The following is a 25,496-nucleotide window of genomic DNA, read 5'->3' as shown; positions in this document are numbered from 1 at the left end:
CTAATTTGAAAATCATACATTTTTCTGATACTCATCTAGGTTTTAGTGATCTGGATATCACGAATGATCAAGGTGTCAATCAACGCGAAGCAGACTTTTATCAGGCATTTGAAGAGGTGATCGACTCCATCATCCAGACCAAGCCTGACTATGTCATACATACGGGCGATCTTTTTCACCGTGCTTCCCCTTCCAACCGCGCCATTACTTTTGCCCTTACTCAACTCAAAAGACTTGAGAAACTGGGTATCCCTCTCATCATCATTGCAGGCAACCACTCCACACCGCGAACCTCTACCTCTTCACCTATCTTGCAGGCACTCAGTACCTTAGATAATGTGAAAGCCATTTTTGCACAGCGTTATGCGCCTGTTGCTTTTGATGATGTACTTTTTCATGCTTTGCCTCACATCAATGATGAACGCATCATTCCGGATGAACTGGATGCCATAGAAGCCCATATAGACCCTGAAAAGAAAAATGTTTTGATGATGCACTGTTCTGTAGGAGCACACTACCTCATGCATGAGTTCGGAGAGTGGGTCTACCCTAAAGAACGTGAAAATATCTTTGAGAAGATGGATTATGTGGCTTTGGGGCATTGGCATGGGTTCGGTGCCGTGGGTAAACACCCCAATGTCTACTATGCAGGTTCTACAGAGCGTACAAGCAGCAGTGACAAGAGAGAAGACAAAGGCTATGTTTTGGTGGATCTGGACGATACCTTGGACATTGGGCACCATACCCTTCCCTTGCGAAGATCACTCAGTTTCAGTATCGATGCGGATAACTACGAAGAGGAGACAGCCTCACTTGACCTCTCAGAGATCAACGATGCTTTGGTTGAGGTCAGGCTTTTCAATTTGACGGCTTCCAGTTCCATAGACATTACCAACAAAGAGTTGAGTGAACGTTTTAAAGAGGCCCTGCATGTCAAAGTGAAGCGTGAGTTCAAGATGGTAGAAGGTGAGAAGCTGGAGGGGGACATTGAGTCGATCTCTTTAGAGTCTTACTTTGTCTCTCATATCAAAGAGAGTATTACAGGTGAAGCAGAACAGGAGAGGCTAATTACCAAAGCCAAAGCACTTTTTGCACAGTATGAGGAGGTAGACGATGATACTCACTAGCCTCCATATGCAAAACTACAAAAAGTACCAGGATTTCACGCTCGAATTTGTAGAAGGGTTGACGGGTATCATCGGCCGAAACGGTTCTGGAAAATCTACCATTTTTGATGCCATCACTTTTGCGCTGTACGGAGATGTAAGAGGTGAGAAAGAGACGATCCGTAATGCCAAGGCAGGTGAAAAAGATACTGTTTCAGTAGAGTTGCTCTTTGAGATAGAGGGGTTGAACTATAAAGTGCTTCGAGAGATGCGCGGTAAATCTCTTACAGCCAAAGCCTATCTTTATGATGGTGACGATGCGCTCATAGCCGAGAGTGCCAAAGGGGTCACGGGTGAGATCATCAGGCTCATCGGCATGAACAGAGAAGCGTTTATGCACACCGTCTTCGCCTCACAAAAAGAGCTTACTGCTTTGAGCGGTCTGAAGAGTGAAGAGCGAAAGAAGATCATCCGTAAACTTTTGGGTCTTGAGAAGATAGACAAGATAGAACAGGAGATCAAGTCCAAACTCACAGATCTTAACCGTGACATTAAAAGTTTTTCTGAGATACTGCTTTCAGAAGCAGAAGTCAAAGCGCTTCAAGAACAGAAAGAAGCCAAGGCTAAAGAGGCTGAAACTTTACAGAAAGAGGTAGAGAAGGTCAAGAAAGAGTTTGAGACAAAAAGTAAAGAGGTTGACGGGCTGGACAAGGCACTTAAAGCCCTGCAAACACTCAAAGAGGCATTTGTCAAACTCGGTTCTGATCTTGAACTGCTCCAGACCAATCTCAATAACCTCAAAAAGAACAAGTTAGAAAAAGAAGAAAAACTGGGAGTCCTGCAAGTCAAAGCAGCGCAGTATGAAAAAGAGAAACCTCTGGTTGAGGAGTATAAAACGCTTGAAGTGCAAATCACTAACTTCCAAAAGCAAAAGGAACTTTTTCTAAAAAAAGAAGGTTTGGAGAGAGAACAGGTAGCCCTTCGCAAACAGTATGAAGATGACAAACAAGAGATACAAGACCTAAAGAAAAAACTTGAAGCCAAGCCACAGCTTTTGAAAGAGCAGGAAGCTCAAAAAACACTGTTTCAAACCTCTGCAAACAAGCTAAAAGAGATAGAGGCTAAAGAGAGTAGACTGGGGCAAGAGATAGCCAAATACAATGGTCTCATAGAAAACACCAACAAACAGATAGCCAAGATAGAAACCCTGGGAAAAGACTCGGACTGTCCGACCTGTACACGTCCATTGCTCGATGAGTATGACAATGTCATCGCTTCGCTTAAAAGTACCATCACCCAGTTACATCATGATGAGATAGCCAAGAGAACGGCTGAACTTAAAACTGTACTGGAGACTAAGACCAAAGAGCATGAGGCCAAAAGCAAAATAGAACAGCTTTTACAAAAGCTTAGTGGCGACTTGCGGGTAATGGAATCAGATGAAAAGACACTTGCTCAAAAAGTCGAAGAGTTCAAGAGTATTACTGCTACGGGCTTGAAAAACAAAGAAGAGCTTGAAGCGCTCAAAGATGTGAAGTATGATGAGAAAGCCCATAGTGAAGCGCTTGCGAAAAAAGAGAAGTTGGAACCTCAGTACAATGAACTGCTAGGGCTTGCAACACTCATCGCACAGATACCTGCACTGGAAAATGAGTTAAAAAGCATAGACCAGACTATTGCCCAGAGTCAAGAGAGCATCAAAAAGCAAGAAAAAGCCATAGCAGAGCACAGCTATGATGCCAAAGAGCATGAGAAGCAAGAGACGCTTTATGTTGAAGTACGAAAAGTAAAAGATGCACTCTCTGAAGCGCTTAGCAAGAAGAGAGTAGAACATACACAGATCATGGGTGAAATCACCACACTCAAAAGCAAGCTTGACAGAAACGAAGAACAGAAAAAACAGCTTCAAACCAAACTTAATGACAAGAACGACTACGAAAAGCTCAAAGCTTTCATGGGTGAGTTCAAAAACAAGATCAACTCCCAGATAGCCCCACGCATCAGCCAACTTGCCAGTGAGATGTACGGAAGCATCACCAGAGGGAAGTACCAGCACATAGAAGTGAGTAACGAGTTTGACTTCTTCATCTACGACGATGGTGTCAGGTACCCCATAGAGCGTTTCAGTGGAGGAGAGGTAGACCTTGCCAACCTGGTGCTGCGTATAGCCATCTCCAAGACACTGAGTGAGCTTAGTGGCAGTGGTGGGGTTGGTTTCCTGGCTTTTGATGAGGTGTTCGGAAGTCAAGATGAAGAACGGCGTTTTGAGATCATGGAAGCATTCCATACCATCAAAGAGCAGTATAGACAGATATTTTTGATTTCTCACGAGAGTGAGATTAAGGAGATGTTTGAGAGAATGGTAGAGTTATGAAAGAAAGATATTTACTATGACGATTAAATTTTTAAAAGCAGAGCATGGAGATGCAATTTTTATATCATATATCAATGATGGTGAAATTAAAAATATTTTAATTGATACTGGAACAGGTGCAATCTATAGTTCGAGAGGTAATGGAAGAAGAAAAGAAGGGGATCTAAAAAAATTAGTTCAAAGCTTAAAAGAAAATAATCAAAAAATAGATCTTCTAATAATTACACATTGGGATGATGATCATATAGGTGGAGTTTTAAAATGGTTTAAAGAAGATATTGAAGGTGCAAAAAATTTAATTAAGCAGATATGGTTTAACTCTGGAACATTGATTAATCAGTATTTTGTTAGTAATAAAGCTAGTGAAGATAAAAATATATTGTATATGGAATACAATCCCAATACGAGTGTAAGACAAGGTATTACTTTTGAAAAATATATTTTAGATAATGATCTTTCACACTCTTTAATAAAAATAGATACCAAACTTGATGATCATATCAATGGTGCAAAATTTACAATATTATCGCCTACAGATACTGAGCTACGTAAACTACTTACAAAGTGGGAAGAGAGCCCATACAATCCAAATACCTCTGCCTCAAAAAAGGATTACGATAAAACTTTTGCAGAATTGTTATCTAACGATTTTCAAGAGGATAATGCAATACATAATGGAAGCTCTATTGCATTTATCCTGGAAATAGAAAATTCAAAGATGTTGTTTTTGGGTGATGCACATCCCAGTGTTATCATTGATAATTTAAGAAAATTGGAATATTCAAAAGATAATAAATTACAACTTGATTTCGTAAAAATTTCACATCACGGTAGTAAAGCAAACACCTCGAATGAGTTATTAGATATGATTGAATCTAAAAAATTTGTTATTAGTAGTGATGGTTCAAGTCATGGAAATCCGAATAAAGAGACAATAGCACGTATTGTTAATAAGAATGAAGGATGTACAATCTATTTTAATTATCCTCATTTGATAGATAAGATATTTACTCAGGAGGAGTTAAATAGTGGAAAATTTAAAGTTATGGGTATAGGTGAGATCAATATATGAATTTTTATGAAAAATGTCAAAAGTCTTCTGTAAGGGTTGATAGTGGTAGTGGAGTATTATTTCAACCTATGACCCAAGAATATACTTATGTTTTAACAGCTAAACACAATCTGTATAATGATCAAGAGTTTGGTAGTTACAATCACCCTAAACAGATTACAGATATAAAAATTACTCTTTACGAAGAAGAAGAGCAAAGCGTCCTTGATAAATATGAACATCAAAGATTAGATTTAGCTATATTAAAAATAAAAAAAGTGGCTTTTGAAAGTCCATTAAAACGATTTGAAGCAGTAAAAGATAGAGATGAATATAAATTTTATGGTTATCCTGAAAACAGAAGGGAACAAACAAATAAAATTAAACATTTTGATTTAAGAGTTGGTAATATCTCCAATGGTGAAATTATTGCAGAGAATGAAAGTTATTATAGTCAAGATGATATAAAAGGTTGTTCAGGTGGAGGAGTTTTTAAAGATGGTGGTGATAGTTTTTATTTAGTTGGTATTGAAAATAGAATGGATGCTCAGTCGGAAGGTGAAGAAAACAATCAAAGATTAAGGTTTGTTTTTATCAATACTTTTGATGAGATTATAGAAGAATATCCACAAGAGTTAGAACCATTATATCCTTCCTATATGAATAACTTTAATTTGATAGTAGATGAAATTTTTCTATTAAATGATCTTGAAGAAAAGAGGGATTTTATTAGGGATAGGTTGAAATTTCTTGCTCGACAATATACTAGAGAAATAAAACCGATTATGATAAAAAAAGAATTTGAAGATGAACTTTTAATCCATGGATTAAATTTGAATGATGCTATTAGTCATGACTTATGGAGTATGTATTTAGAGTTCATATTACTGTATATTTTAATTGAGAACAAAGAACAAATTACTGTTGAAAAAATCAAAGAGATATATAAGAAAAGAAAACTTATATTTGCTAAGGCAGATAGATGGGTAACTCTTAAAGAGAATATACTTAAATCCAATTTGAGAGGTTTACAAAAAGGTGGTACAGTATTTATCGCATGTGATGGTCATAGACGACCAGAAATAGTTGAATGGAGTTTAAAGTCAATACTGGATATTACTCGTCCACCACAACCTGAAGAGATGAGGATTGATCAAGGAATTGATTATACTAAAGATTTAAAGTACAAACACATATATGCAATTGAAAAGCTTTTGTTGCAAAAAGCAGATGAATTGACAAGTATAACAAGCGAAAATATAGATCAAGTTTTAAAAGAGGTACTTCAAAATGTCTGTAACTAAAATTGATAATGCTCAAATCAATGAACTAAAAACCATATATAAATTAGATGATATTCAAGTAGTTAACATTGATAATATTATTTCTGTTTTGATAAAAACGAATAGTCATAATTTACAAAATTGTTGGAATGATATTAATAGTCTTCTTTCCGAATATTTAGAAGAGTATTTAGATAATAGTTTTACAAGATGGAATGTATATATTCTTTTCGCGATTACAGACAATGTATCTAAAGAACTTCAATATAGAATTGAAAATAACACATTTTTTGCTCGTAAAATTATCGAAGATAATTATAGTTTGCAACTATCGACAGAAAATATAAAAAATCTTATTGCTAAACATATAGAATTTACAGATTTACAAATTGATGATAGTTCACCTAATCATGATGACTATACATCTAATTCGATGGTTTATTCTAAACTGTTTGATCTTGATAATCTTGATGACATAAAAATAGATGAACTGCTAAATTCATTTGAAAAGGATGATAATGAAATTTAAAAAAGTAGAACTTCATGCTTTTCGAGCCTATAAAGATAAAGAGTTTGGTACATTTGACTTTACTTTGGAGAATGACAAAATAGCTAACCTCGTTTCTATTTATGCTCCAAATGGATTTGGTAAAACTTCTTTTTATGATGGTATTGAGTGGGGTATTACAGGAAATATTAGTAGACTTAGAAAACTTTACGCTGATGCTAAATCAATAAACGATAGTAACATCAAACCTTTTATTTTGCAAAATAATGAAATAGATATTAACACGGATAATGGATCTGTAAACATTGAAACAACAATAGGTGTTTATAGCAAAGAAATAAAGAAAGTACACAACAGTATTACATCGGACTATATTTTTAATAAACAAAAAATTGAGCATAAATATTTCCAAGATGTTATATTATCACAGGATGGTATTGACAACTTTCTAAAGGCTGCTGATGATAAGGAAAGGTATAAAAAATTCATTGATTACTTTGGAGATAAAGGGTTAGAAAAATATCATACTAACATAAGTGAAGTAGAATATATAAATAATAAAAAAATTAATGATATAAACAAAGAAATAGAAGAAATTAAAATAATACTTAAAGAGCCTGTTAATCCAAAAGTTTTTGATTTTACAAATGAAAAAATTAAGGAATTGAATAAACAAGAAAACATCTTTGATTTTATTAATAAAGAGTTTGATGAAGTTAAAAAATTGGCATTAGATAGTCAACTTTCTGAACAAAAAACCATTGTGTCACAAAAAATAGAAAAAATTCAAGACAACAAAGAGAAACTATCTCAAGAGTGGGAAGATAGAGTTGCTCAGTTTTTTCATAATAAACAGAACTATAAATCACTACAAGATAAATTGAGTGATTATCAAAAGTTACAACAAGCAGACAAGTCAATTCAGTTTTTGAATCAAGAACTGGAAAAATTTAGACATGAAAAAGAAAAATTAGAGAATTTACAAAAAATATATCCACAATATCATGGATTATTAGATTCAATTGATCTAAAACATAAAGAGTTAGAAAAAAAGAATAAGTCCAAGAAAGTGATGGAGGAACTACTTATTGTTGGTGAGGGGCAACTCAAACATATCAATGAACAAATTAAACTAACTGAAGAAAACAAAAAAACTATAGAAGATTTCAAAGAATCTGTACCTAATGTATATTATAGAATAGACTATTTACAAAATGTTATTCAAGATTTGAAAAAGTTAAAAGATGTTAAATCACGATTAAACTCTCAAAAAAATAGTATTGAAAATAATATATTCATTGAGATTCGAAATAATGAAAAGTATATAAATGATGTTATAAAGATTGATGAACTAATAGATAAAAATGCAGAGTTACAACAAAGCTTACATTCTATTCATGAGGAACAAAAAGTATTTGATAAGTATCATAAAGATTTAAAAGAATTAATATCATTAGGAGTCAATCTAATTGATGAAAAACAGAGTGATACTTGTCCTTTATGCAGTACTAAACAAGATTCATATGAGATATTAAAAAGTAAAGTTTTAAAGAACTCTTTTCTAAGTGATACAGAACAAAAATTATTAGTGAAAAAACAACAAATCAATTTAGAACAGACACAGAATAATAAGCAAATTCAAGAAATAAAAAAGTTATTTTTAAATGATTTAGACAAAATTCTACAAAATGTAGTACAGGATTTAAAGTTCATAAACTATGAAGATCAACAATTATCTGATGAAGTTTTACAAAATAAGATAAATAAATATGAAGAAGAACGCAGAACTTTATTAGTTAAAATTGAAGATAAACCAAAAGAAGCGTTACTTACATTGAAAAACAGTGAACTAGAAGTGTTAACTGATAGGTTAAATGAGTATCGAAAAACTAAAAATGATTTAGAAATAAAAATATCAAACAATAAAATTGAAAACTCTTTGATCAATGTTAATATTGAAACCATTAATAATGAGATAAATAGTTTAAAACAAAAAGAGGAATATCAATTACTTAATACTTGGTTATTGTCTTTTGATAAGTCTATAGATGATATTCAACAAGAACTAAAAAATAATATTGAATTAGTAAAAGAATTTGTTGAAGAAAAAAAACAGAAACTTATTACTGATACTAAAACACGAGATGAAACTATAAAAAAATATAAGATTTTAGATTTAAATGTTTTAGATGAAAATATTAAAAAACAACAAGAAATTTTATTAAAACTACAAGCAAATATATCATCAATAGAATCTCAATATCTAAGTGAGTTCAAAAAAGAAATTAAGGATATTGAAACAGCAAAAGTAGATATACAAAGAAAAATTAAAGAATTACAAAAGTCTCTTGATGAATTTCAAAATAAAATTACTACTATAAATACCTTAGAAGAGAATACAACAAAAGTTTTCGAGTTTATACAGCAACAAAATAAGCGTGATAAATTAGAAAAATTAAAGGAAGAGTTAAAAGCTAAAAATAGAGTTTCTGAAACTTTATCAATAGAAAAAAGTAAACTAGAGAAAAAAATAGAAAAAGATGTTCAAGCTTTTTTTTATGAAGATTTAATCAACCAAATTTATGAAAAAATTGACCCTCATCCTGATTATAAAAATGTACAGTTTAAATGCGAATTTGAAAATGGAGTAGGAAAACTCAATGTATTTGTAAGTGATGAGAAAGGTGAAAAGCATATTTCTCCATCACTTTATTACAGTACAGCTCAATTAAATGTATTGAGTTTGAGTATATTTTTGGCAAAAGCACTAAATGCCCATGATGGTACTTTTAGTCAAAGAGGGGAGTCAATAGATTGTATCTTTATTGATGACCCTATTCAAGCTATGGATAGTATAAATATTTTGGCTACCATAGATTTATTACGAAGTCTTGTTGTTAATTACGATAAACAGATTATTCTTTCAACACACGATGAAAACTTTCATCGACTATTAGAAAAAAAGATTCCAACAGAATATTTTAATTCTAAGTTTATTGAACTTGAATCTTTTGGAAAAATTAAACTAACATGATTTTATCCAAATCCCTCTACACTCGTGGCATTCAATGCCCAAAATCCCTTTGGCTTAAAAAGTACAAGCCAGAGGTACTGACACCTCCAGATGCATCTACACAAGCTGTATTTGAAACTGGGAATATCGTAGGGGAGTTGGCTTGTCAGCTTTTCCCTGATGGGAAAGAAGTACTATTTTCAAGAGATTATGGTGAGATGATAGCTACGACCAAGGCGTACATAGATGAGGGTGTGCAGAACATTTATGAGGCTACCTTTAACTACAACGGCATTTTGGTGATGGTCGACATCTTGCATGTGGAGCCTGATGGTATAGAGATCTACGAAGTTAAAAGCTCTACCTCTGTAAAAGATATCTACCTGCATGATGTGTCTATACAGTACTATGTTCTAAAAAACCTTGGTTTTGCCATCAAGAGTGCAAATGTGGTTCATATAGACAACACTTATGTAAGAGGGGATGAGCTGGACATAGATGAACTATTTTCTGTAGTGGATGTCACGGTAGAAGCAGTGGCACTGCAAGAGAACATTCCTGAAATACTCGAAACGTTTGAAACGTATTTAGCAGATAGGGTACATGAACCAGACATCGAGATAGGCGCTCACTGTAACAAACCTTATGAGTGTGATGCAAAGGAGTACTGCTGGAGAGTGCAGAGGGGGATTCCTGAGTACTCCATCTTCAACATCTTCAATCTTGGAAGCAAAAAGCAGGTAGAACTCTACGATCAGGGCATAGTAGATATAAATGACATACCCCATGACTTTGATATGACAGCCAAACAAGCTCAAGCAGTGGGCAACTACAGATCAAGTGTAACATACATAGACAAGGAAGCCATAGATGTTTTTGTGAGTACATTGAGCTACCCGATCTACCATTTAGACTTTGAGACTTTTCAACAGGCTATACCAGAGTGGAAAGGCATCAGTCCATTTATGCAGATACCCTTTCAGTATTCGCTGCATATAGAACATGAAGACGGGACACTGGAGCATCGTGAATTTTTGGCAGAGGATGGCAGTGATCCAAGAGCGTTGCTGGCACAAAAGCTTTGTGAAGACATACCAAGAGATGTAACAGTCCTGGCTTACAACATGGGCTTTGAAAAAGGAGTCATACAAAAACTTGCTTCAGAGTATGAAGCATTGAGCGAGCATCTTTTAGAGATACACGCCAACATCAAAGACCTCATGACCCCTTTCCAGCAAAAACACTATGTCACGCCAAGTATGAACGGGAGTTACTCCATCAAGTATGTACTGCCCGCACTCGTTCCTGAAATGCAACAAGCCTATAAAGAACTGGATGGTGTACAGAATGGTGGTGAAGCGATGCAAGCATTTGCCAACCTTTCAAAACTGGATGAGACAGAGAAAGAGAAGATGCGAAATGCGCTTTTAGAGTACTGCAAACTTGATACTTTGGCGATGGTCAAAGTGTTGGAAACGTTGAGAGCAGTTTAGCTTTCTATAGACTACTCTTCTTCAAGCGCCATTTTCTTTGCAATATATGCTGCTGTTGGGGCATCCACAGTATTGATATGCAAAACTATCCACTCTGGTGACTTAAAGATAAAATTGATAACTTTTTTTACATCATCAGAGTTTTTCCATTGTTTGATCGCATAATTGATATCGGTTAAAAACATATCGTGTGCCGTTTTATGCATTTCATAAGAGGGGAAATCATACTTTCGCATCAGACGCTCTTCATTCGCAAAGTGCTCTTTGACATGTGCTATGTATTCATCCAGTTTTTCTTCTAACTGACTGAGGTTTGATTTATTGATTATATACCCTGTAGCAAGTTTTTCCACTTCATTTAAAATTTTTATTTCTTCTTCATGTGTCGCTTGCATCTCCTCAACATCTAGATATTCAACTTGTTCTGCGTAAAGTAATGCCATCAGATAATCCTTTTTTACGATATTATAGACAAAAATATAGAAATGACTCTTGATGAACATCAAGTGCTCAAAATAAAATAGGTGTCAGGTGACAATGATAACTCTATGTCATAAAATCTGCGATTACTCTTGCCTTTTTGAAGCATACTTATATCTTTTGTTCTAAGCAAGCGTTTGGATAAGCATAAAATGAAAGATTCATAGGGAGAAGTTGAGGGAAGTATGACTATTTATATCCTAAACATTATCTGCTATAGTACACTAGATGTTTTTGAATAATAAAGATTTGTTCATGTAGATCAATACAAAGCATAAGTGTATAAAGAAAGGCATAGGATGCAAACAGAATTAGCAAATACAATAAATGAAGAGAATATAGAGAAACTAGTAAGAACATTTTACCCTATGGTACTCAAAGATACTTTGGTAGGACCATTTTTTGTGGAAAAGTTAGGTGATGATATCAACTCTGAGGTATGGGAAGAACATCTTGTACTCATCAGTCAGTTTTGGGCTTTTGTGGCTTTGGGGGATGAACGGTATAACGGACGCCCTATGGCACCACACTTCGAGATAGAAGGCATAAGTAGAAAGGCTTTTGAACAGTGGCTTAAGTTGTTTTATGAGGCCATAGATAAAGTGTATATTCCACGGTCAGGTGAATTTTTCAAACTAAAAAGTACAGACATCGCTTCAAACTTTATGCGTAATTTGGGAATATAAAGAGAGTATGGAGTATGAGTTTATGAACATAAAAGTAGTTTGTCCCCATTGTCTTAAAGTAAGCAGTGTAAAAAAGAAGGAGACATACACTGCTGAACATTGTAAAGCGTGTGGAGAATCACTTTTAGAAAGTAAGCCGCTGAATGCAAATTTAGCTATATTGGACTACTTCATTCATACTTCTGATCTACCTGTTATAGTTGACTTCTGGGCACCTTGGTGTGGTCCATGCTTGACGATGGCACCTCATTTTGAAGCTGCAGCTATGGCTATGCCCTTACAAGCACAGTTTTTAAAAGTAAACAACGACAACGCCCAAACACAAAACCCAACTATCATCATCGTAAATATCCCGGCAGTACTTGTGTTTAAAGAGGGGAAAGAGATAGATAGATTTACCGGTGCACGCAGCAGTAAGCAGATCATAAAATGGGTTGAAAAGTATCTTTAATGGCTTAAATAAAAAATAGATATCAGGTGATAATGACAACCTAGAAAAGAAGATGTGAAACGCACGGTTAGCGTACTGCAAGCTTGATACTTTGGCGATGGTGAAGGCATGAAGAAAATTACGTGAAAAACATCATGCATGAGGATCGGGATGTGATGAGTATAACGCCTCTGCATCAAGTCTATAAAAGCGTTTAAGTTCTTCATAGACATCAGGAAAATGTTTTTTGAACGCTTTAGGTGTCTGTAAAAAGCGCTCACTGCACACTGCAAAAAACTCAGCTTCATTCGTGAGCGCATAGTCGCCTAAAAGTCTCGATCCTTCTGAATCTTTTTGCATCTGTGCATCTTCATGTAATGAATTAAAAGCTTTGGAAAAGACTTCTGACCATTTCTGGTAATTTGAATTTTCCAAAAGTGGCGTACCGTCTGCAAGACCATCTTCAAAATCCAACTCATGGGCAAACTCATGGATGATGACATTTTCTTTGCCTTCTTGGACTATATTTTGTTCTATATCCTGCCAGGAGATCACTACCGTACCATTGGCTGATTGTCCTTCGAGGACTGATGTTCGGGTGTGGTGTATGCCATCACTCGTATGGGAGTCATCTACGATGAAGTGTTCGGGGTAGACTATGATAGTGCTGACATTATCTTTTTCACCCGGTGTAAACCCAAGTCGCATCAAACAGGCATAAAATGCGATAATGACTTTTATCTCATCACTTATGGTCATTTTCACACCCACGAACTCTTTTTGGTCTATGAAAAGAAGTATCAAAAAGTGTAGCTTTTCTTTGTGTTTGGGTGTGAGTGTTTGGTACTGATATATGTTTTGAAGAATGGTCTCGTAGGATCTTGGAAAAGGCATGGATTTGACTCTTTTATATCTCCACATGCGACGAAAGTAGCCCACACTTTGCCAAAACAGAAAGAGTGCCACAAGTGCAAAAAGAAATTGTATAAGTAGAAGATAATAGCTTGTCATGCGCTTAGAAACCTTGTGATAAAAGTCTATCACTATTAGTGTAACACTTTTTACTTCAGGAATGTATGATGATAGTGACTATTTACATACAAAGCATTTTCTGCTAGAATGATGTTTGAAGAGAGAGCGTAAGCTCCCTCTAAATGGTTTTAACGATTATTTAGATACTTGAGAATAGCTAATATAATCGAAATGATGAGAATGGTTAATTCCATATCATCCACCACCTCTCACAGTCAGGATTTGACTACGAGGTTCAAACAGCAGTTGCCTCTGTTGTTTGACACAACATAGTGCCCTGACTCACAGGAAGAAATGCCCTTGGGGTACAGACTGCATATCAATTTTATCCCAACTTTTTAATAATCATAATAAATATGACAAATTGACAGGTTTTTTCATTGTAGTATGATAACTCAAATAAAGAACGATAAAGGAAAAAGTATGGCAATGCTGAAGATATCAAATACCGTTACTCTTGACGAAAGTGAAATAGAGTTTAGCGCCATTCGTGCGCAGGGTTCGGGTGGACAGAAGGTCAATAAGGTTTCCGCAGCGATCCATCTTCGCTTTGACATTGCCGCTTCGTCACTCCCTGAATTTTACAAAGAGCAACTGTTTGCTCTGAAAGACAAACGTATTACCAAAGAGGGCATCATTGTCATTAAGTCTCAGCAGCACCGCAGCCAGGATAAGAATAGAGATGAAGCACTTGCGCGTCTCGTAGAGCTTATCAAAAGTGTTAACGTTGTTCCCAAAAAGCGTGTTGCGACCAAGCCAACCAAAGGAGCCGTTAAACGGCGGATACAATCGAAAAAGAAACATGCACAGAAGAAAAAAATGCGGGGGAAAGTGGAGACGGAATAAAGGGAACGGATCTGGTGAATGTAATCGTTAAATTTATTTATGTTATTTGCTATAATGCCTACGATGCAATAAAGTTATGTATTAAATCTTGGAGTATAGTTGATTTCTGGGCACCTTGGTGTGGCCCATGTGTGCAAATGGCACCACATTTTGAAAGTGCTGCGATCGCCATGCCATTGCAAGCACAATTTTTGAAAATCAATAATGATGATGAGCAAACACTAGGCTCTAAGCTCCATATTGCAAGTATCCCGGCGGTGCTTGTTTTTAAAGAGGGAAAAGAGATAGACAGATTTACTGGAGCACGTAGTAGTTTGCAGATACAAGAGTGGGTCAAGCAATATCTTTGATTAGAAATATTTATGCACTAAAGGAGGCTGCCAATCATACTGGCATCCTGCTTGGTTAATCATAATAATAGGGATCATCATAATATGGATCCTCATAGATGTCGTACCAGTCATCATAACCATTCTCAAGATAAGGTTCATAATATCTATTGTCAAACAGTCCTCTTCCTCTTAACCTGTCTTCATAGGTATAGTATCTGTCATAGGCATAAAAAATACCTTCAAAGAAGTAGCCAAATTGGTTGAAAAAACCATAAAAATAGCCATATCTATCATAAAAAGGTGCATGTCTGTTCAGATAAATAAAATACCAGCTATTGAGGAAATATACTAATCCCGGTTGTCTTATATTGTGATGACGTATATAGTCCCTCTTGTAATATCTAGGATAATAGTTGGTTCTTAAATGCGGTCTTACATGTTTAAACTCTTCGTGCGTTCTAAACGTTCTTTGGATACTGTCTCTTTGTTTGACACGTTTAATGATCCGTCTTTCTCGTTCTTGCGGTGTAAAACTACGTTTGGTATGTTGTCTTTGCAACTCTCTTTGATCAACAGGCTGTGTTATTTGTCTTTGTTGTTCTTGATACTGTCTGGTACGTTGAGGCTGCTCTTGCGCTTTCATATGTCTTTTTTCTTCAACCCTCTGTCTATCTCTCTGATCGATCTGTCTCTGGGGTTGTCTTTGTTGTTCTTGAGACTGTCTGGTCCGCTGAGACTGCTCTTGCGCTTTCATATGTCTTTTTTCTTCAACCCTCTGTCTATCTCTCTGATCGATCTGTCTCTGGGGTTGTCTTTGTTGTTCTTGAGACTGTCTGGTACGCTGAGACTGCTCTTGTTCTTTCATATTTCTTTTTTCTTTAACCTTCTGTCTATCTCTCTGATCGATCTGTCTTTTGGGTTGTCTTTTTTGTTCTTGTGATTGTGTACGTTGATGTATGTTGTCTCTTTTTTGGCGCACGTCTTCGTCAGTATTTGCCATAGGAGCTGCAGAAAGTAAGGTCGTAGAGCCAAGAACTATAAATAGTAATACATTTTTCATGTTAGATCCTGTATATTTTGCTGATGATTTTAAGTTTTAAATTTTATTTTCCTATAAATCATTCTTATACTATATAAAACATTTGTGTATTTATCGTGATTCCAAAATTTAAATCTGAAATGAAAAAAAAAGGGTCTATCCATAGCATTCATCACCTCTCACAGTCAGGATTTTACTTCGAGGTTCAAACAGCAGTTACCTCTGTTGTTTGATACAACATAGTGCCCTGACTCACAGGAAGAAATGCCCTTGGGGTACAGACTGCATACAAATATTACCCCAATTTTTTCATCATCATTAAAAAGATGTCAATATAACATACTTCTACTATTTTATACAAAGTTTGAAAACGAAAAAAGAGACACTATAAACATTGGCTATAATTCATGTATCAAAACAAGGTTTACTATGTCCAAACGCCCAACACTTTTACAACATTTTCGCTCTTTTGCTTACCAGAATAACATCAAAGATTTTGATAAGGCTTTAGAGTACTTCACGGTGTTTGGCGGGACGGGATGGGATGTAGATGCTTCTAAGAGTCTTGATGGACTCATAGAGGAAAAAGTACTGCGTAACTACGAACCCCTTCATAAAAGCATGACACGATATACACATAATAATCCTGTCTATCATAACTTGTTGTCCATTGTGGCACTGGGTGTTGAGCATGAACAGGAGGCATTTAAAAAAGCTAAAGTGGGTAGAGACAGGGGTGAAGAAGCCATAGACTACCTGGAAACGAAAAGTTTGCTCAAGTTTGATCTCTCGGTAGAAGAACCTTTAAAAGAGGGGGATGGAAAATCAGACAGAGTGTTGTTTGAATTGCCTTTTATGCGTTTTTGGTTTGCCGCTATTTCTCCTAATTATAAGAGCATATCTGATGGTGATTTTGCTGAGTTTTCACAGAAATGGAATCAACTCAAAGGGAATTTTTCTATCTTACTGAGTAATCTTTTGGTACGAGAACTGGTACAACAAAGTGTTGCCGAAAAATTTGCAGACGATCCCATCGTTTCTATAGGCTCATACTATGACAAACATGTGCAGATAGAGATACTTGCCAAAAGGAAATCGGGAAAGATGCTGGCAGGTGAATGTAAGTACTCTAAAGAGGCAGCAAACATAAACATGTTTAATTCCCTTAAAGAGAAGTGTAAAAAAGCAGAACTCAACGTAGCTGATTATGTACTCTTTTCTAAAAATGGATTTTCTTCTGAGATCGAAGAGACCAAAGATGCAGATTTAACACTTTTAGCCCATACTCATCTAGCTTCGTTACTGGATAACTTGAGTGAAGATAACTTGTTGGTGTATAAGAATAAAAAGTACTAAAGGAAAATAGATGCTGATACGAAGCGGTAAGATACAGTTTTTATTTTGGACAGCTTTTTTTGCTGTGATGCTGTATGTATGGATTGTTTCCGTAGGACTGCAGACTTTTGTACTCCCGGATGAAAAGCCGATGGAGCTGCCACAAAATGTGATCATGCTGATGTTTGTGCTTTATGGACTTTTGGCGGTTTCTGTAGTGGCTGGTACCATCATTTCCACCATGATCAACAACCGATACTATATGAAGTTTTTTAGCATTTTCATGATGGTAGCTCTTGCCACGCTACTACTGACAAGAGGGATCTTCGGCTAAATATCGAGCAGGAGTTCAGCTTTTATCTTTACCACTACTTTTTTGACATGTTCAGATCTTTCTCCTGTCATCAAGGCTGCCATATGTGCATCATGTGGGTAGAGCATTACAAAGGTATCGGGAGATACATCCACGCGTGTCTGCCCCGGGACCATTCGTTTATACCACTGTACATCCGTCGCATCATCATAGGGTGTCTGAACTGAGAGTGTGTCGGTAAAAGAGCATTCAAATCTTTCGGTGCCTATGAGAGTGGTTTGAATGTCTACATATTTTCGGTGTGATTCAAAGAGTGATGTTTCTGGAGAACAGGTATCATAGCGCATAACGATGGCAAAGATATCGTCACCATCTATGGTGTATTTTTTTTCTTCTGCATTTGGAGAGAGGGTAAGTAGAAATTCAAATGCTTTTGTCCAGGCAGGTCCAAAACGGTAATGCTCCCAGTTCTCCAATCTATCGATGATCATATTTGAATTCCTTGTATTTTCTTATGTGGCATTGTACAGTAAATTATTACACTTTTATGCTTCTGTTTGTGTACCGTATGGAGATTTCGCCCTTATGTGATTTTAGAGATCTAGAACCTTTAATACTTTCTTTGCCAAAGAATGAAAAGTGGTTAATTTCCCTCCATAGATATGCACTACTACTTTGCTTTCCCCAAAATGATGCAGGTCGATCTTGGATTCTCGTGACATATCAGAAGGTTCTTTTTGACTTTTGATGATGGGCCGGACCCCTATGAAAACCTCTTTGATATCATGACGTGTTAAAGCGGTTTTCAAGTAGGCATTGCTTTCTCTAAGCAGATACTCTATGTCATCATCATGGATTGTGACTTCATCGATTTTGCAGTTTTCACTTCGTTCTGTCGTACCTATGAGTGTTGACTCTTTCTCAGGGATCATAAAAAAGATACGTTTGGTAGAGGTTTCCAAAATAAGTGGATGAGGCACGAGTACCTTCCCGATCACAAGATGTATACCACTGAGTTTCTCTATGGTGTAAGAAGAGGGCAGGTTGAACTTTGCATTGACCTCGTCCACCCATGCTCCTGTTGCATTGATAAGTACGGGTGTATGCATGAGGATGTTTTGGATCTGTAATACTATGGCGTTCTCTTCACATTGCAGTGAAGTCACTTCTGTATGTTCAAGGATATCTACACCCAGATCTTTTGCTTCTTGAGCTACTCTGTGTGTCAGTGCATCATCATCTGTTTTTCCGTCAAAGTATCTGAATACGGTTTTGAGGTGATGTTCTTTTATAGCGGTGAACTCTCTCAAAAAGTTCTCTTTTCCCACTTCCTCTGACTTGTGGCCATGTTGTGCGAAAAAACTATAGAGCCATAATCCCATACGAATCATCCAGGCAGGGCGTTTGGAATTTTTATAGATCGGCAGATAAAAAGGGTGCAGCTTGACCAGGTCAGGGTAGGTCTCTAAAAGATATTTCTGATCACCTAAGGCTTCTTTGACCAAGGAGAGCTCAAAGTTTTCCAAATATCTCAGACCGCCGTGTATGAGCCGTGAGGATTTGGATGACGCCCCTGCCGCAATATGTGTTTTTTCCACTACGAGAACTTTTTTCCCTGAAGAAGCCAGTGCCTTTGCAATAGCTACCCCATTAATACCGGCACCGAGAATCACCATATCATATTTTTTATGCATAAGATATAATAACAGAAAAGAGGGATTTTATGAAGCGAATTGCCCATCGAGGTTTCAGTGCAGAGTATCCTGAAAATACACTGCTTGCTTTTAAAAAAGCTCTTGAAGCGGGTGCAGATGGTATAGAGACTGATCTAAGATTGAGTCATGACGAAGAAGTCATACTCTTTCATGACGACGATCTTAAGCGCATAACAGGGTATGATGGTAGACCCGAAGCCCTTCCTCTTTCCGCCTTAAAAAAACTCGATGCAGGAGATGGAGAGTCTATTCCCACCTTGGATGAACTGCTTCAACTCACACAGGGCAGGGCGACACTTATCCTGGAGATAAAGTATAACCCATCCACCTATAAGAGACTCTGTGAAATCACCCTAAAACGGATAGAAAATAAACTCGATTGGATAGAGGTCTCCTGTTTCGAAGATAAGGTTTTAAACTATATGCATCAGCTCAATCCTCATCTCAAGCTTCATAAACTGATAGACAAGGCATCCACATTGGAAGATAAAGATTTTGAAACGCTGTATGCATATGTCAGTTATTTTGATGTGGATGTAAACCTGCGTGACATCGTCTTAGCTCAGGGGCTCCTTCAAAGACACAAGGTCATTTTTTGGACGGTAGAGAAAGAAGATCTCAGTAGAGAAAAGGAAGCAGGGCTCTACGGGATCATGAAAAATGATATCAGGTTTTAAATGACAAAGTAGGTATGGCCAACCAGGGGGATGTTCGGCTGATCTTCAGCAAGGAGAAGGGTAGTTTAGTACTCCTGCATCTCGCCCTCAATATAGAGTATAGACTCTTTCAATGCTTCTATGACACTGATCTCACGCTCTTCAAGTTTTTCTTTGCATAATAGACGTAACTTTTCAAGATATAGGTCTAATAATTCGTCCTGATTCATGCTCTCTCTCCTTTGTATAGCGTACTTTTTTTAGTATAGCATCTCTACGCTTTGACTACTTCCAGGTTTTCCTTGTTAAGAAGAGCAGCTGAGCTTTTTATTTTTAAATTCCTGTGGTGTCGCACCTGCCCATCGTTCAAACTCTGGGTGTTCGTCAAACGGGTTTTGGGCGATCTTAAACAGGTCATGCACCACAGAAAAGTCACCTTTTTCCGCGGCATCTATACCCTCTTGAAGCATATAGTTCTTGAGCACATACTTTGGGTTGGCAGAGAGCATCTGCTCTTTTCGCTCTTTGGTGTCTATGGTTTTGATACGTGCGTCATATCTGTCGAGCCATGCATTCATAGGTTCATGGTATAGCCCGGTAGATAGAAGAGCCTCTCTGTCTCCCTCATAACGGCTGAGTGTTCTTAGAAAGAGCGTATAATCCACATGTAACTGCTCCAGCATGTCCAGCATATCGTCAATGAGCTCAGGATCGCCCTCTATGGTGCCTTCGAAACCAAGTTTTTTACACATATAGTAGTGAAAATAGCGGATATAGATCTTATCAAACATCCCCAGGTTCTTTTCCATCTTTTCCGTATCGGTCAATGGACTGAGTGCCATCATCAGTGATTTAAGATTCCATTTGGCTATTTCGGGTTGGTTTGCAAAACTGTAGCGTCCCTCTACATCGGTATGGTTACATACATTTTCATGTCGGAAATCATCCAAAAAGGCATAGGGTCCATAGTCTATGGTCAGTCCGGCTATAGACATATTGTCCGTGTTCATGACACCATGGTTGAAGCCGACAGACATCCATTGTGCCATGAGTCTGGCCGTGATGATCATCACATCATTAAAGAGCAGGGTATAGCGGTTCTCTTTGCCGCTGTGATGCGGGAAATTCTCCTCTATGACATAATCAGCCAACGCTGCAAGGTCTTTGAAATTTCCTTGATGGGCATAATATTCAAACGTACCAAAACGCACCCATGAAGAGCTTACACGGCAGACAATGGCACCTTGTTCTATCTTTTCACGTCTTACCTGATGTGCTGATCCTATCAGTCCCAAACAGAGTGTGGTTGGTATACTCAGCCCCTGCATCGCTTCACTCATAAGATATTCTCTGATGCTTGAACGCAGTACGGCACGTCCGTCACCGTTACGCGAATACTCGGTGACCCCCGCACCCTTTAGCTGCAGATGATATTTGTCGATCGTACCGATGTTGATGGCTCTCCCGTCTCCTAGCCTAGGTACAAAATACCCAAACTGGTGCCCGGCATAACACATCGCAAAAGGTTCTGACCCTTCTAACTGATACTCACCGTTAAGAAACTTCACAAATACCTCGGTCTGAAGTTCATCCTCGTCAATATCGAGCACTTTGGCCACATCCGTGTTGGCATGTATAAGATAGGGCTCTGCAAGAGGTGTGGGTGCCACGCTGTCATAACACTCAGCCGGTAGTTCTAAGTAGGGGTTGGTTACGTGTAATTCATTTAATTTCATAAGCCCATATTAGCTTGTAAAGCTTTGAAGTCACTTATAAAGTGAAAAAATAAATAAGGGTAGAAAATATAAAGGGTGTAAAACCTGACAGAAGATGGCAGGGTTATAACAGCATCTTAGGTATAATCTATGAATCAATTCAAGGGCTTCTTAATGACAAAAAATCCGACACTACTGCAACACTTCCGTTCTTTCTGTTACCAAAACCATGCGACTGACTTTGAACAGGCTGTAGAGTATTTTAGTGTATTTGGCGGTATGGGATGGAGTGTTGACTTTTCCAGATCTATCGATGAACTGATAGAAGAAAAAGTGCTTCGTAACTACAGATATATTCATGGGGACATTGCACATACAACGAAGAGCAAACCTGTTTACCATAAACTTTTATCTGCCATAGCATCAGGTGACCGAAGAGAATTCTCTACATTTAAAAAAGCGAATGTGAAGAGAGAAGAGGGGGAAGAGGCAATAGACTGGCTGATTAAAAATGACCTCTTGATCTTTGACAGATCTGTGGAAAAACCATTGAAAGAAGAAGAGGGAAACTCTGATAAACTTCTGTTTGTACAGCCTTTTATGCGTTTTTGGTTTGCCTGTATCTCTCCTTACTATAAAGGGATCAAAGAGGGTGATTATAAAGAGATGAAAGAGCACTGGTCACGCATAAGATCAGAATTTTCAAATCTTATCTATGACCAATTGGTGTTTGAAATGCTCAAAAAGAGTTTTAAAGATGCGTTTGAGGGCGATCCTATCGTTGGTATCGGAGGGTATTGGGACAAGAATGTTGAGATAGATATCCTGATCAAAAGAAAGTCCGGTGAAATGATCGCAGGTATGACAAAGTATTCCAAGTCAAAAGCCAACAAGAGTGAACTCACAAAGCTCAAAGAAAAATGCGCACAAGCCGAGCTGGATGTTGACAGGTTTGTCCTCTTCTCTAAAAACAAGTTCTCCTCTGAACTCAAAAAGGAAAAAGGTGAGAAGTTACAGCTTTTTTCATTAAAGAATCTCACCGGTCTGATCGCTGATCTCAGTGAAAAAGATCTACTGGCATATACCAACAAGAAGTATTAGCATAGAGAGATGATCAGCCTCTGATATCTAAGAAGTTCTTGGTACTGATATCATCCCAAGGCTTATTGAGTTTGACAAAATCCTGATAACTTTTTAATACACGTTTAAAATCTTCACTTTGGGCACTTTGGGCATCGAGTACCTCATTCAGTGCGATTTTGGCTGCATCCATCATATCTTTAGGGAATGTCCGGATCTCTACATTGTCCGGAAGTGCCTGCAGTGCTTTTGCATTTTTGTATCTAAACTCATGCAGCATGTTCGCCGACATCTCTTCACTGGCTGCAGTAAGTATGGCTTGATGTTCGCTACTGAGCTTTTCCCATCGGGCTTTATTAAAAGTCAACTCGAGTATGGAACCGGGTTCATGCCAGCCTGTATAGTAGTAGGGTGCTGCTTTTGCAAAACCCATCATACTGTCCAGTGCCGGTCCCACCCATTCTGTGGCATCTATCGTACCGCGTTCCAGTGATGTATAGATCTCACCCGCAGGCAGAAGTACAGGGTTCACTCCCAGTTTTTTCATCACTTCTCCGCCCAGACCGGGGATACGCATCTTGAGACCTTTTAGATCGGCAAGTGAGTTGATCTCTTTTTTGAACCAGCCGCCCATTTGAGGTCCCGTTGTTCCTCCTATGAGCGGATAGAGGTTGAATTTACCGTACATTTCACGCCAGAGTTCATACCCGCCGCCAAATTTCATCCATGTGACCATCTCTTCACTGGTGAGTCCCAGAGGCATGCCTCCAAAGATCGAGAATGCAGGGTTCTTCCCTTTCCAGTAGTAGACACCGGAGTGAAAAGCATCTATCTGTGCAGCGGATGTAGAGTCAAAGACCTGAAGGGCAGGGACGAGAATGTTCTTGGCGTAGACTTTGATCTCCAGTGTGCCTCCGCTCAGTTCAGCACAACGTTTCGCAAAAGCATCCACGCCTGTTCCCATAATGGGAAAGTGTGCAGGCCAGGATGTAGCAAGTTTGAGCGTTACTTTTTTACCCCGGTTTATGTTTGCAGAACTGCCTTCTGTCTTCTCTTCAGCCCTGTGGCATCCGCTTAGTGCCAAAGCGGTAGCCCCAATGGCTGTACCGGCAATAAAGTCTCTTCTTTTCATTCTTTTTTGTCCTTAAACCCATATTATGGATTAAAATCATAAAACTAGCAACTATCATTGTGTCTATGATATTCACATAAAATCATCACCTAACCTTTGGGTTAAGCTCAAATTTTCTGTAAACACCCTAAACACAAGCATAAACGCTATTTTCACAATTCTACTACATAATTTGGGTTTGCATTAATAAATAAATAGTAACATAACACTCATTAAAGGATGTAGATTGAACTGCCATATTTGCGACAAACCGACAGCGTCATTTCACCATGAAAAAACGGACATCACCTATTACTATTGTAAGACGTGTCAGTACATCTTTAAATCACCGGAATGTTACCAGGATCTCATCAGTCAGAAAGAACGGTACAACCTTCATGAAAATGATGAAAATGATGCGGGATACCAGGCCTATTTCCAACTATTTCTGGATTTTATACTTCCCTTAGTGAAGCAACCCAAAACAGCGCTTGATTTTGGTTGCGGCAGAAGCTCTCTGCTTGCTTCCATGCTGATGAAAGAAGGCATAGCCTGTGACTACTATGACCCTATCTATCATCCTGAGGGGTTTGAGGAGAAGAAAAAGTACGATCTGATTGTCTCTACAGAAGTGTTTGAACACCTGCATCAGCCCAGAGAAGTCTTTGAAGGGCTTCTGGAACGCTTGGAAGAGGGCGGTTACCTGGCACTGCAGACACAGTTCCATCCCAATGATGTCGAGGCCTTCAAAACATGGTATTACCATAAGGACCCGACACATATCGTCTTCTTTACGGCGCATACATTTAGCGAATTATGCAAAAAGTATGGTGTTGAAGTGATCGCCGATAATGGGAAAAATATGGTGCTTGTGAGAAAACCTTTACACCCACAGTCGCTGTAAGTGTAACAAAGTGTTAGAAGAGTGAGTACTCTTCCTGGATCGTATGTAACATGCTTTTATCTGCATTGTAGATGAATGCATAGTTATAGTGGATATTTTTAAGCAGGTCCTGCAGTTCTTCTTTTGTTGCGAACCAGTACGGGTGGTCAATGCCCGGTACTTTGGTCTTAGGCGGTGTCATGACCACACTCTTGACCCACATGTTGCTTCTCATGACATACTCTCTTGCTTTGGTAATATCGGAGAGGTTGTCGGTAAAGATGGCTACCTTGTCACTCTTGCTTGCCTGTGTGCTTTTGAGTTTTCCATCTATAAAGACCGGTGTAAAGTGTTTCGTATACTTAAGACGTTCCACTGAGTAAGGCAGTTCGTATGTCTCACAAAAGTCTATTGCACGAAGCAGGTACTCTAAATGGAACGGGATCAGTTCTTTTTCCTGATAGACAAATCCGCCTACCTTGAATGTCGTCCTAAAAAGTGTGTCGAATACGGAGTATCCATCTACCTCTTTCTTGAGTTTGGGTACGTCAGGCTTGATAAGTTCCATCAGTTCCTTGTTCGTTCCGACAAAAAGAGAACATTCAGAGTTCAGGATCTGTTCAAATGCCTTTCTCCAGTCGTTTGAGATAAAAGTAATGTTCGTTTTGTGAAGCAGTATCATCTTCAGGAATGTCTCTTCATGTTCTGAAAGTAAATAAAATTTTGCTTCCTTTCTAATGACGACGTAACGGAGGAGTTTCATCGCTGCAAGTTGCAGGTCCGAAACTTTGATCCAGGCGATCTCATCATCTTTTTTGACGATACTGTCATCGGTATAAACGATGGCATAGGCACCATTGGCGATGGCTTGGTCTATCTCTTCCTGATTTGAAGAGAAGAAGAGATCGCCATGCTCTACTTTTGAGTAGTAGACGGTTGCAGCTTCTATCGCTTGAACCTTCGGAATGTTCGTGAGCGTACCTTCAGTGAGGTTTACTATATCTTCGATTTTCAT

25 protein-coding genes are annotated in these 25,496 nt (G+C 37.8%); 16 read left to right on the top strand and 9 right to left on the bottom strand.

Annotated elements, in window-relative coordinates:
• The first annotated feature begins 5 nt into the window (after nt 1-5).
• Genes LDM98_RS04115 through LDM98_RS04085 form a run of 7 tightly spaced genes read left to right on the top strand, consistent with a single transcriptional unit; the run spans nt 6 to nt 10,828 of the window.
• Nucleotides 6-1,127 (top strand): DNA repair exonuclease, encoded by a 1,122-nt coding sequence (locus LDM98_RS04115; RefSeq protein WP_223898077.1) that lies wholly within the window; start codon nt 6-8, stop codon nt 1,125-1,127.
• Nucleotides 1,114-3,480 (top strand): AAA family ATPase, encoded by a 2,367-nt coding sequence (locus LDM98_RS04110; RefSeq protein WP_223898076.1) that lies wholly within the window; start codon nt 1,114-1,116, stop codon nt 3,478-3,480. The genes LDM98_RS04115 and LDM98_RS04110 overlap by 14 nt, the downstream gene beginning before the upstream one ends.
• A 16-nt stretch (nt 3,481-3,496) precedes the next feature.
• Nucleotides 3,497-4,552, top strand: coding sequence for a ComEC/Rec2 family competence protein (locus tag LDM98_RS04105; RefSeq protein ID WP_223898075.1), 1,056 nt, complete (start codon nt 3,497-3,499; stop codon nt 4,550-4,552).
• Nucleotides 4,549-5,835 (top strand): ABC-three component system protein, encoded by a 1,287-nt coding sequence (locus LDM98_RS04100; protein ID WP_223898074.1) that lies wholly within the window; start codon nt 4,549-4,551, stop codon nt 5,833-5,835. Before LDM98_RS04105 ends, LDM98_RS04100 begins: the two co-directional genes overlap by 4 nt.
• Nucleotides 5,822-6,343 carry an ABC-three component system middle component 1 gene (locus tag LDM98_RS04095; RefSeq protein ID WP_223898073.1) on the top strand — a complete coding sequence of 174 codons (522 nt, stop codon included), beginning with the start codon at nt 5,822-5,824 and terminating at the stop codon, nt 6,341-6,343. The genes LDM98_RS04100 and LDM98_RS04095 overlap by 14 nt, the downstream gene beginning before the upstream one ends.
• Entirely contained in the window at nt 6,333-9,356 is a 3,024-nt protein-coding gene (locus LDM98_RS04090) for a hypothetical protein (protein WP_223898072.1), read from the top strand. The genes LDM98_RS04095 and LDM98_RS04090 overlap by 11 nt, the downstream gene beginning before the upstream one ends.
• Complete coding sequence (locus LDM98_RS04085; RefSeq protein ID WP_223898071.1) at nt 9,353-10,828, top strand: DUF2779 domain-containing protein; 1,476 nt, start codon at nt 9,353-9,355, stop codon at nt 10,826-10,828. Before LDM98_RS04090 ends, LDM98_RS04085 begins: the two co-directional genes overlap by 4 nt.
• Nucleotides 10,829-10,839: 11 nt before the next feature.
• Here the strand turns inward: LDM98_RS04085 and LDM98_RS04080 are convergent, their stop codons facing one another.
• A complete protein-coding gene (locus LDM98_RS04080; RefSeq protein WP_223898070.1) occupies nt 10,840-11,271 on the bottom strand; it encodes a bacteriohemerythrin in 432 nt (143 codons plus the stop codon).
• 336 nt (nt 11,272-11,607) lie between these two features.
• Here LDM98_RS04080 and LDM98_RS04075 point away from each other — a divergent pair, with 336 nt between their 5' ends.
• Nucleotides 11,608-11,994 (top strand): group III truncated hemoglobin, encoded by a 387-nt coding sequence (locus tag LDM98_RS04075; RefSeq protein WP_223898069.1) that lies wholly within the window; start codon nt 11,608-11,610, stop codon nt 11,992-11,994.
• A 22-nt stretch (nt 11,995-12,016) separates the two neighbouring features.
• Nucleotides 12,017-12,445, top strand: coding sequence for a thioredoxin domain-containing protein (locus LDM98_RS04070; RefSeq protein WP_223898068.1), 429 nt, complete (start codon nt 12,017-12,019; stop codon nt 12,443-12,445).
• A gap of 132 nt (nt 12,446-12,577) precedes the next feature.
• Here the strand turns inward: LDM98_RS04070 and LDM98_RS04065 are convergent, their stop codons facing one another.
• Entirely contained in the window at nt 12,578-13,435 is an 858-nt protein-coding gene (locus LDM98_RS04065) for a zinc-dependent peptidase (RefSeq protein ID WP_223898067.1), read from the bottom strand.
• 450 nt (nt 13,436-13,885) lie between these two features.
• Between LDM98_RS04065 and arfB the strand changes: the two genes are divergently transcribed.
• The gene (arfB, locus tag LDM98_RS04060) at nt 13,886-14,302 is read left to right on the top strand and encodes an alternative ribosome rescue aminoacyl-tRNA hydrolase ArfB (protein WP_238480214.1); all 417 of its coding nucleotides are present in this window, start codon (nt 13,886-13,888) and stop codon (nt 14,300-14,302) included.
• A gap of 14 nt (nt 14,303-14,316) precedes the next feature.
• The gene (locus LDM98_RS11760) at nt 14,317-14,652 is read left to right on the top strand and encodes a co-chaperone YbbN (RefSeq protein ID WP_223898065.1); all 336 of its coding nucleotides are present in this window, start codon (nt 14,317-14,319) and stop codon (nt 14,650-14,652) included.
• 55 nt (nt 14,653-14,707) lie between these two features.
• Here the strand turns inward: LDM98_RS11760 and LDM98_RS04050 are convergent, their stop codons facing one another.
• Complete coding sequence (locus LDM98_RS04050; RefSeq protein ID WP_223898064.1) at nt 14,708-15,694, bottom strand: hypothetical protein; 987 nt, start codon at nt 15,692-15,694, stop codon at nt 14,708-14,710.
• A gap of 408 nt (nt 15,695-16,102) precedes the next feature.
• Between LDM98_RS04050 and LDM98_RS04045 the strand changes: the two genes are divergently transcribed.
• Nucleotides 16,103-17,029, top strand: coding sequence for a DUF234 domain-containing protein (locus LDM98_RS04045; protein WP_223898063.1), 927 nt, complete (start codon nt 16,103-16,105; stop codon nt 17,027-17,029).
• Between the two features lie 10 nt (nt 17,030-17,039).
• The gene (locus LDM98_RS04040) at nt 17,040-17,342 is read left to right on the top strand and encodes a hypothetical protein (RefSeq protein ID WP_223898062.1); all 303 of its coding nucleotides are present in this window, start codon (nt 17,040-17,042) and stop codon (nt 17,340-17,342) included.
• On the opposite strand, the gene LDM98_RS04035 is transcribed toward LDM98_RS04040, so the two are convergent.
• Together LDM98_RS04035 and LDM98_RS04030 are read right to left on the bottom strand one after the other, a co-directional pair.
• Nucleotides 17,339-17,812: a YhcH/YjgK/YiaL family protein gene (locus LDM98_RS04035; RefSeq protein WP_223898061.1), complete on the bottom strand. Its 474-nt coding sequence runs from the start codon at nt 17,810-17,812 to the stop codon at nt 17,339-17,341. The genes LDM98_RS04040 and LDM98_RS04035 overlap by 4 nt on opposite strands.
• Nucleotides 17,813-17,914: 102 nt before the next feature.
• Nucleotides 17,915-19,015 (bottom strand): glycerol-3-phosphate dehydrogenase/oxidase, encoded by a 1,101-nt coding sequence (locus tag LDM98_RS04030; protein ID WP_223898060.1) that lies wholly within the window; start codon nt 19,013-19,015, stop codon nt 17,915-17,917.
• A gap of 29 nt (nt 19,016-19,044) precedes the next feature.
• On the opposite strand from LDM98_RS04030, the gene LDM98_RS04025 reads away from it, so the two are divergent.
• On the top strand, nt 19,045-19,713 hold the full coding sequence (locus tag LDM98_RS04025) for a glycerophosphodiester phosphodiesterase (protein ID WP_223898059.1): 669 nt from the start codon (nt 19,045-19,047) through the stop codon (nt 19,711-19,713).
• 65 nt (nt 19,714-19,778) lie between these two features.
• Here LDM98_RS04025 and LDM98_RS04020 read toward each other — a convergent pair whose 3' ends face one another.
• A complete protein-coding gene (locus LDM98_RS04020) occupies nt 19,779-19,922 on the bottom strand; it encodes a hypothetical protein (protein ID WP_223898058.1) in 144 nt (47 codons plus the stop codon).
• A gap of 75 nt (nt 19,923-19,997) precedes the next feature.
• Nucleotides 19,998-21,428, bottom strand: a complete 1,431-nt coding sequence (locus LDM98_RS04015) for a YdiU family protein (RefSeq protein ID WP_223898057.1) — start codon at nt 21,426-21,428, stop codon at nt 19,998-20,000.
• A 153-nt stretch (nt 21,429-21,581) separates the two neighbouring features.
• On the opposite strand from LDM98_RS04015, the gene LDM98_RS04010 reads away from it, so the two are divergent.
• Nucleotides 21,582-22,508 (top strand): DUF234 domain-containing protein, encoded by a 927-nt coding sequence (locus LDM98_RS04010; RefSeq protein WP_223898056.1) that lies wholly within the window; start codon nt 21,582-21,584, stop codon nt 22,506-22,508.
• A 13-nt stretch (nt 22,509-22,521) separates the two neighbouring features.
• Here the strand turns inward: LDM98_RS04010 and LDM98_RS04005 are convergent, their stop codons facing one another.
• Nucleotides 22,522-23,619: a TRAP transporter substrate-binding protein gene (locus tag LDM98_RS04005; RefSeq protein ID WP_223898055.1), complete on the bottom strand. Its 1,098-nt coding sequence runs from the start codon at nt 23,617-23,619 to the stop codon at nt 22,522-22,524.
• Nucleotides 23,620-23,845: 226 nt separating this feature from the next.
• Here LDM98_RS04005 and LDM98_RS04000 point away from each other — a divergent pair, with 226 nt between their 5' ends.
• Nucleotides 23,846-24,502: a class I SAM-dependent methyltransferase gene (locus LDM98_RS04000; RefSeq protein ID WP_223898054.1), complete on the top strand. Its 657-nt coding sequence runs from the start codon at nt 23,846-23,848 to the stop codon at nt 24,500-24,502.
• Nucleotides 24,503-24,515: 13 nt separating this feature from the next.
• On the opposite strand, the gene LDM98_RS03995 is transcribed toward LDM98_RS04000, so the two are convergent.
• Nucleotides 24,516-25,496, bottom strand: a complete 981-nt coding sequence (locus tag LDM98_RS03995) for a hypothetical protein (RefSeq protein ID WP_223898053.1) — start codon at nt 25,494-25,496, stop codon at nt 24,516-24,518.

The sequence above is a fragment of the Sulfurovum sp. TSL1 genome (assembly GCF_019972135.1).
Taxonomy (GTDB): domain Bacteria; phylum Campylobacterota; class Campylobacteria; order Campylobacterales; family Sulfurovaceae; genus Sulfurovum.
Note: the sequence above shows the minus strand (reverse complement) of the source record. Positions and strands in the feature narration are given on the sequence as shown.

Coding starts and splice junctions, on each gene's coding strand:
- LDM98_RS04030 (WP_223898060.1), bottom strand. CDS start 19,015: ATGCATAAAAAATATGATATGGTGATTCTCGGTGCCGGTATTAATGGG.
- LDM98_RS04020 (WP_223898058.1), bottom strand. CDS start 19,922: ATGAATCAGGACGAATTATTAGACCTATATCTTGAAAAGTTACGTCTA.
- LDM98_RS04095 (WP_223898073.1), top strand. CDS start 5,822: ATGTCTGTAACTAAAATTGATAATGCTCAAATCAATGAACTAAAAACC.
- LDM98_RS04075 (WP_223898069.1), top strand. CDS start 11,608: ATGCAAACAGAATTAGCAAATACAATAAATGAAGAGAATATAGAGAAA.
- LDM98_RS03995 (WP_223898053.1), bottom strand. CDS start 25,496: ATGAAAATCGAAGATATAGTAAACCTCACTGAAGGTACGCTCACGAAC.
- LDM98_RS04110 (WP_223898076.1), top strand. CDS start 1,114: ATGATACTCACTAGCCTCCATATGCAAAACTACAAAAAGTACCAGGAT.
- LDM98_RS04035 (WP_223898061.1), bottom strand. CDS start 17,812: ATGATCATCGATAGATTGGAGAACTGGGAGCATTACCGTTTTGGACCT.
- LDM98_RS04045 (WP_223898063.1), top strand. CDS start 16,103: ATGTCCAAACGCCCAACACTTTTACAACATTTTCGCTCTTTTGCTTAC.
- LDM98_RS04090 (WP_223898072.1), top strand. CDS start 6,333: ATGAAATTTAAAAAAGTAGAACTTCATGCTTTTCGAGCCTATAAAGAT.
- LDM98_RS04005 (WP_223898055.1), bottom strand. CDS start 23,619: ATGAAAAGAAGAGACTTTATTGCCGGTACAGCCATTGGGGCTACCGCT.
- LDM98_RS04085 (WP_223898071.1), top strand. CDS start 9,353: ATGATTTTATCCAAATCCCTCTACACTCGTGGCATTCAATGCCCAAAA.
- LDM98_RS04010 (WP_223898056.1), top strand. CDS start 21,582: ATGACAAAAAATCCGACACTACTGCAACACTTCCGTTCTTTCTGTTAC.
- LDM98_RS04015 (WP_223898057.1), bottom strand. CDS start 21,428: ATGAAATTAAATGAATTACACGTAACCAACCCCTACTTAGAACTACCG.
- LDM98_RS04080 (WP_223898070.1), bottom strand. CDS start 11,271: ATGGCATTACTTTACGCAGAACAAGTTGAATATCTAGATGTTGAGGAG.
- LDM98_RS04050 (WP_223898064.1), bottom strand. CDS start 15,694: ATGAAAAATGTATTACTATTTATAGTTCTTGGCTCTACGACCTTACTT.
- LDM98_RS04065 (WP_223898067.1), bottom strand. CDS start 13,435: ATGACAAGCTATTATCTTCTACTTATACAATTTCTTTTTGCACTTGTG.
- LDM98_RS04070 (WP_223898068.1), top strand. CDS start 12,017: ATGAACATAAAAGTAGTTTGTCCCCATTGTCTTAAAGTAAGCAGTGTA.
- LDM98_RS04040 (WP_223898062.1), top strand. CDS start 17,040: ATGCTGATACGAAGCGGTAAGATACAGTTTTTATTTTGGACAGCTTTT.
- LDM98_RS04100 (WP_223898074.1), top strand. CDS start 4,549: ATGAATTTTTATGAAAAATGTCAAAAGTCTTCTGTAAGGGTTGATAGT.
- arfB (WP_238480214.1), top strand. CDS start 13,886: ATGCTGAAGATATCAAATACCGTTACTCTTGACGAAAGTGAAATAGAG.
- LDM98_RS04105 (WP_223898075.1), top strand. CDS start 3,497: ATGACGATTAAATTTTTAAAAGCAGAGCATGGAGATGCAATTTTTATA.
- LDM98_RS04025 (WP_223898059.1), top strand. CDS start 19,045: ATGAAGCGAATTGCCCATCGAGGTTTCAGTGCAGAGTATCCTGAAAAT.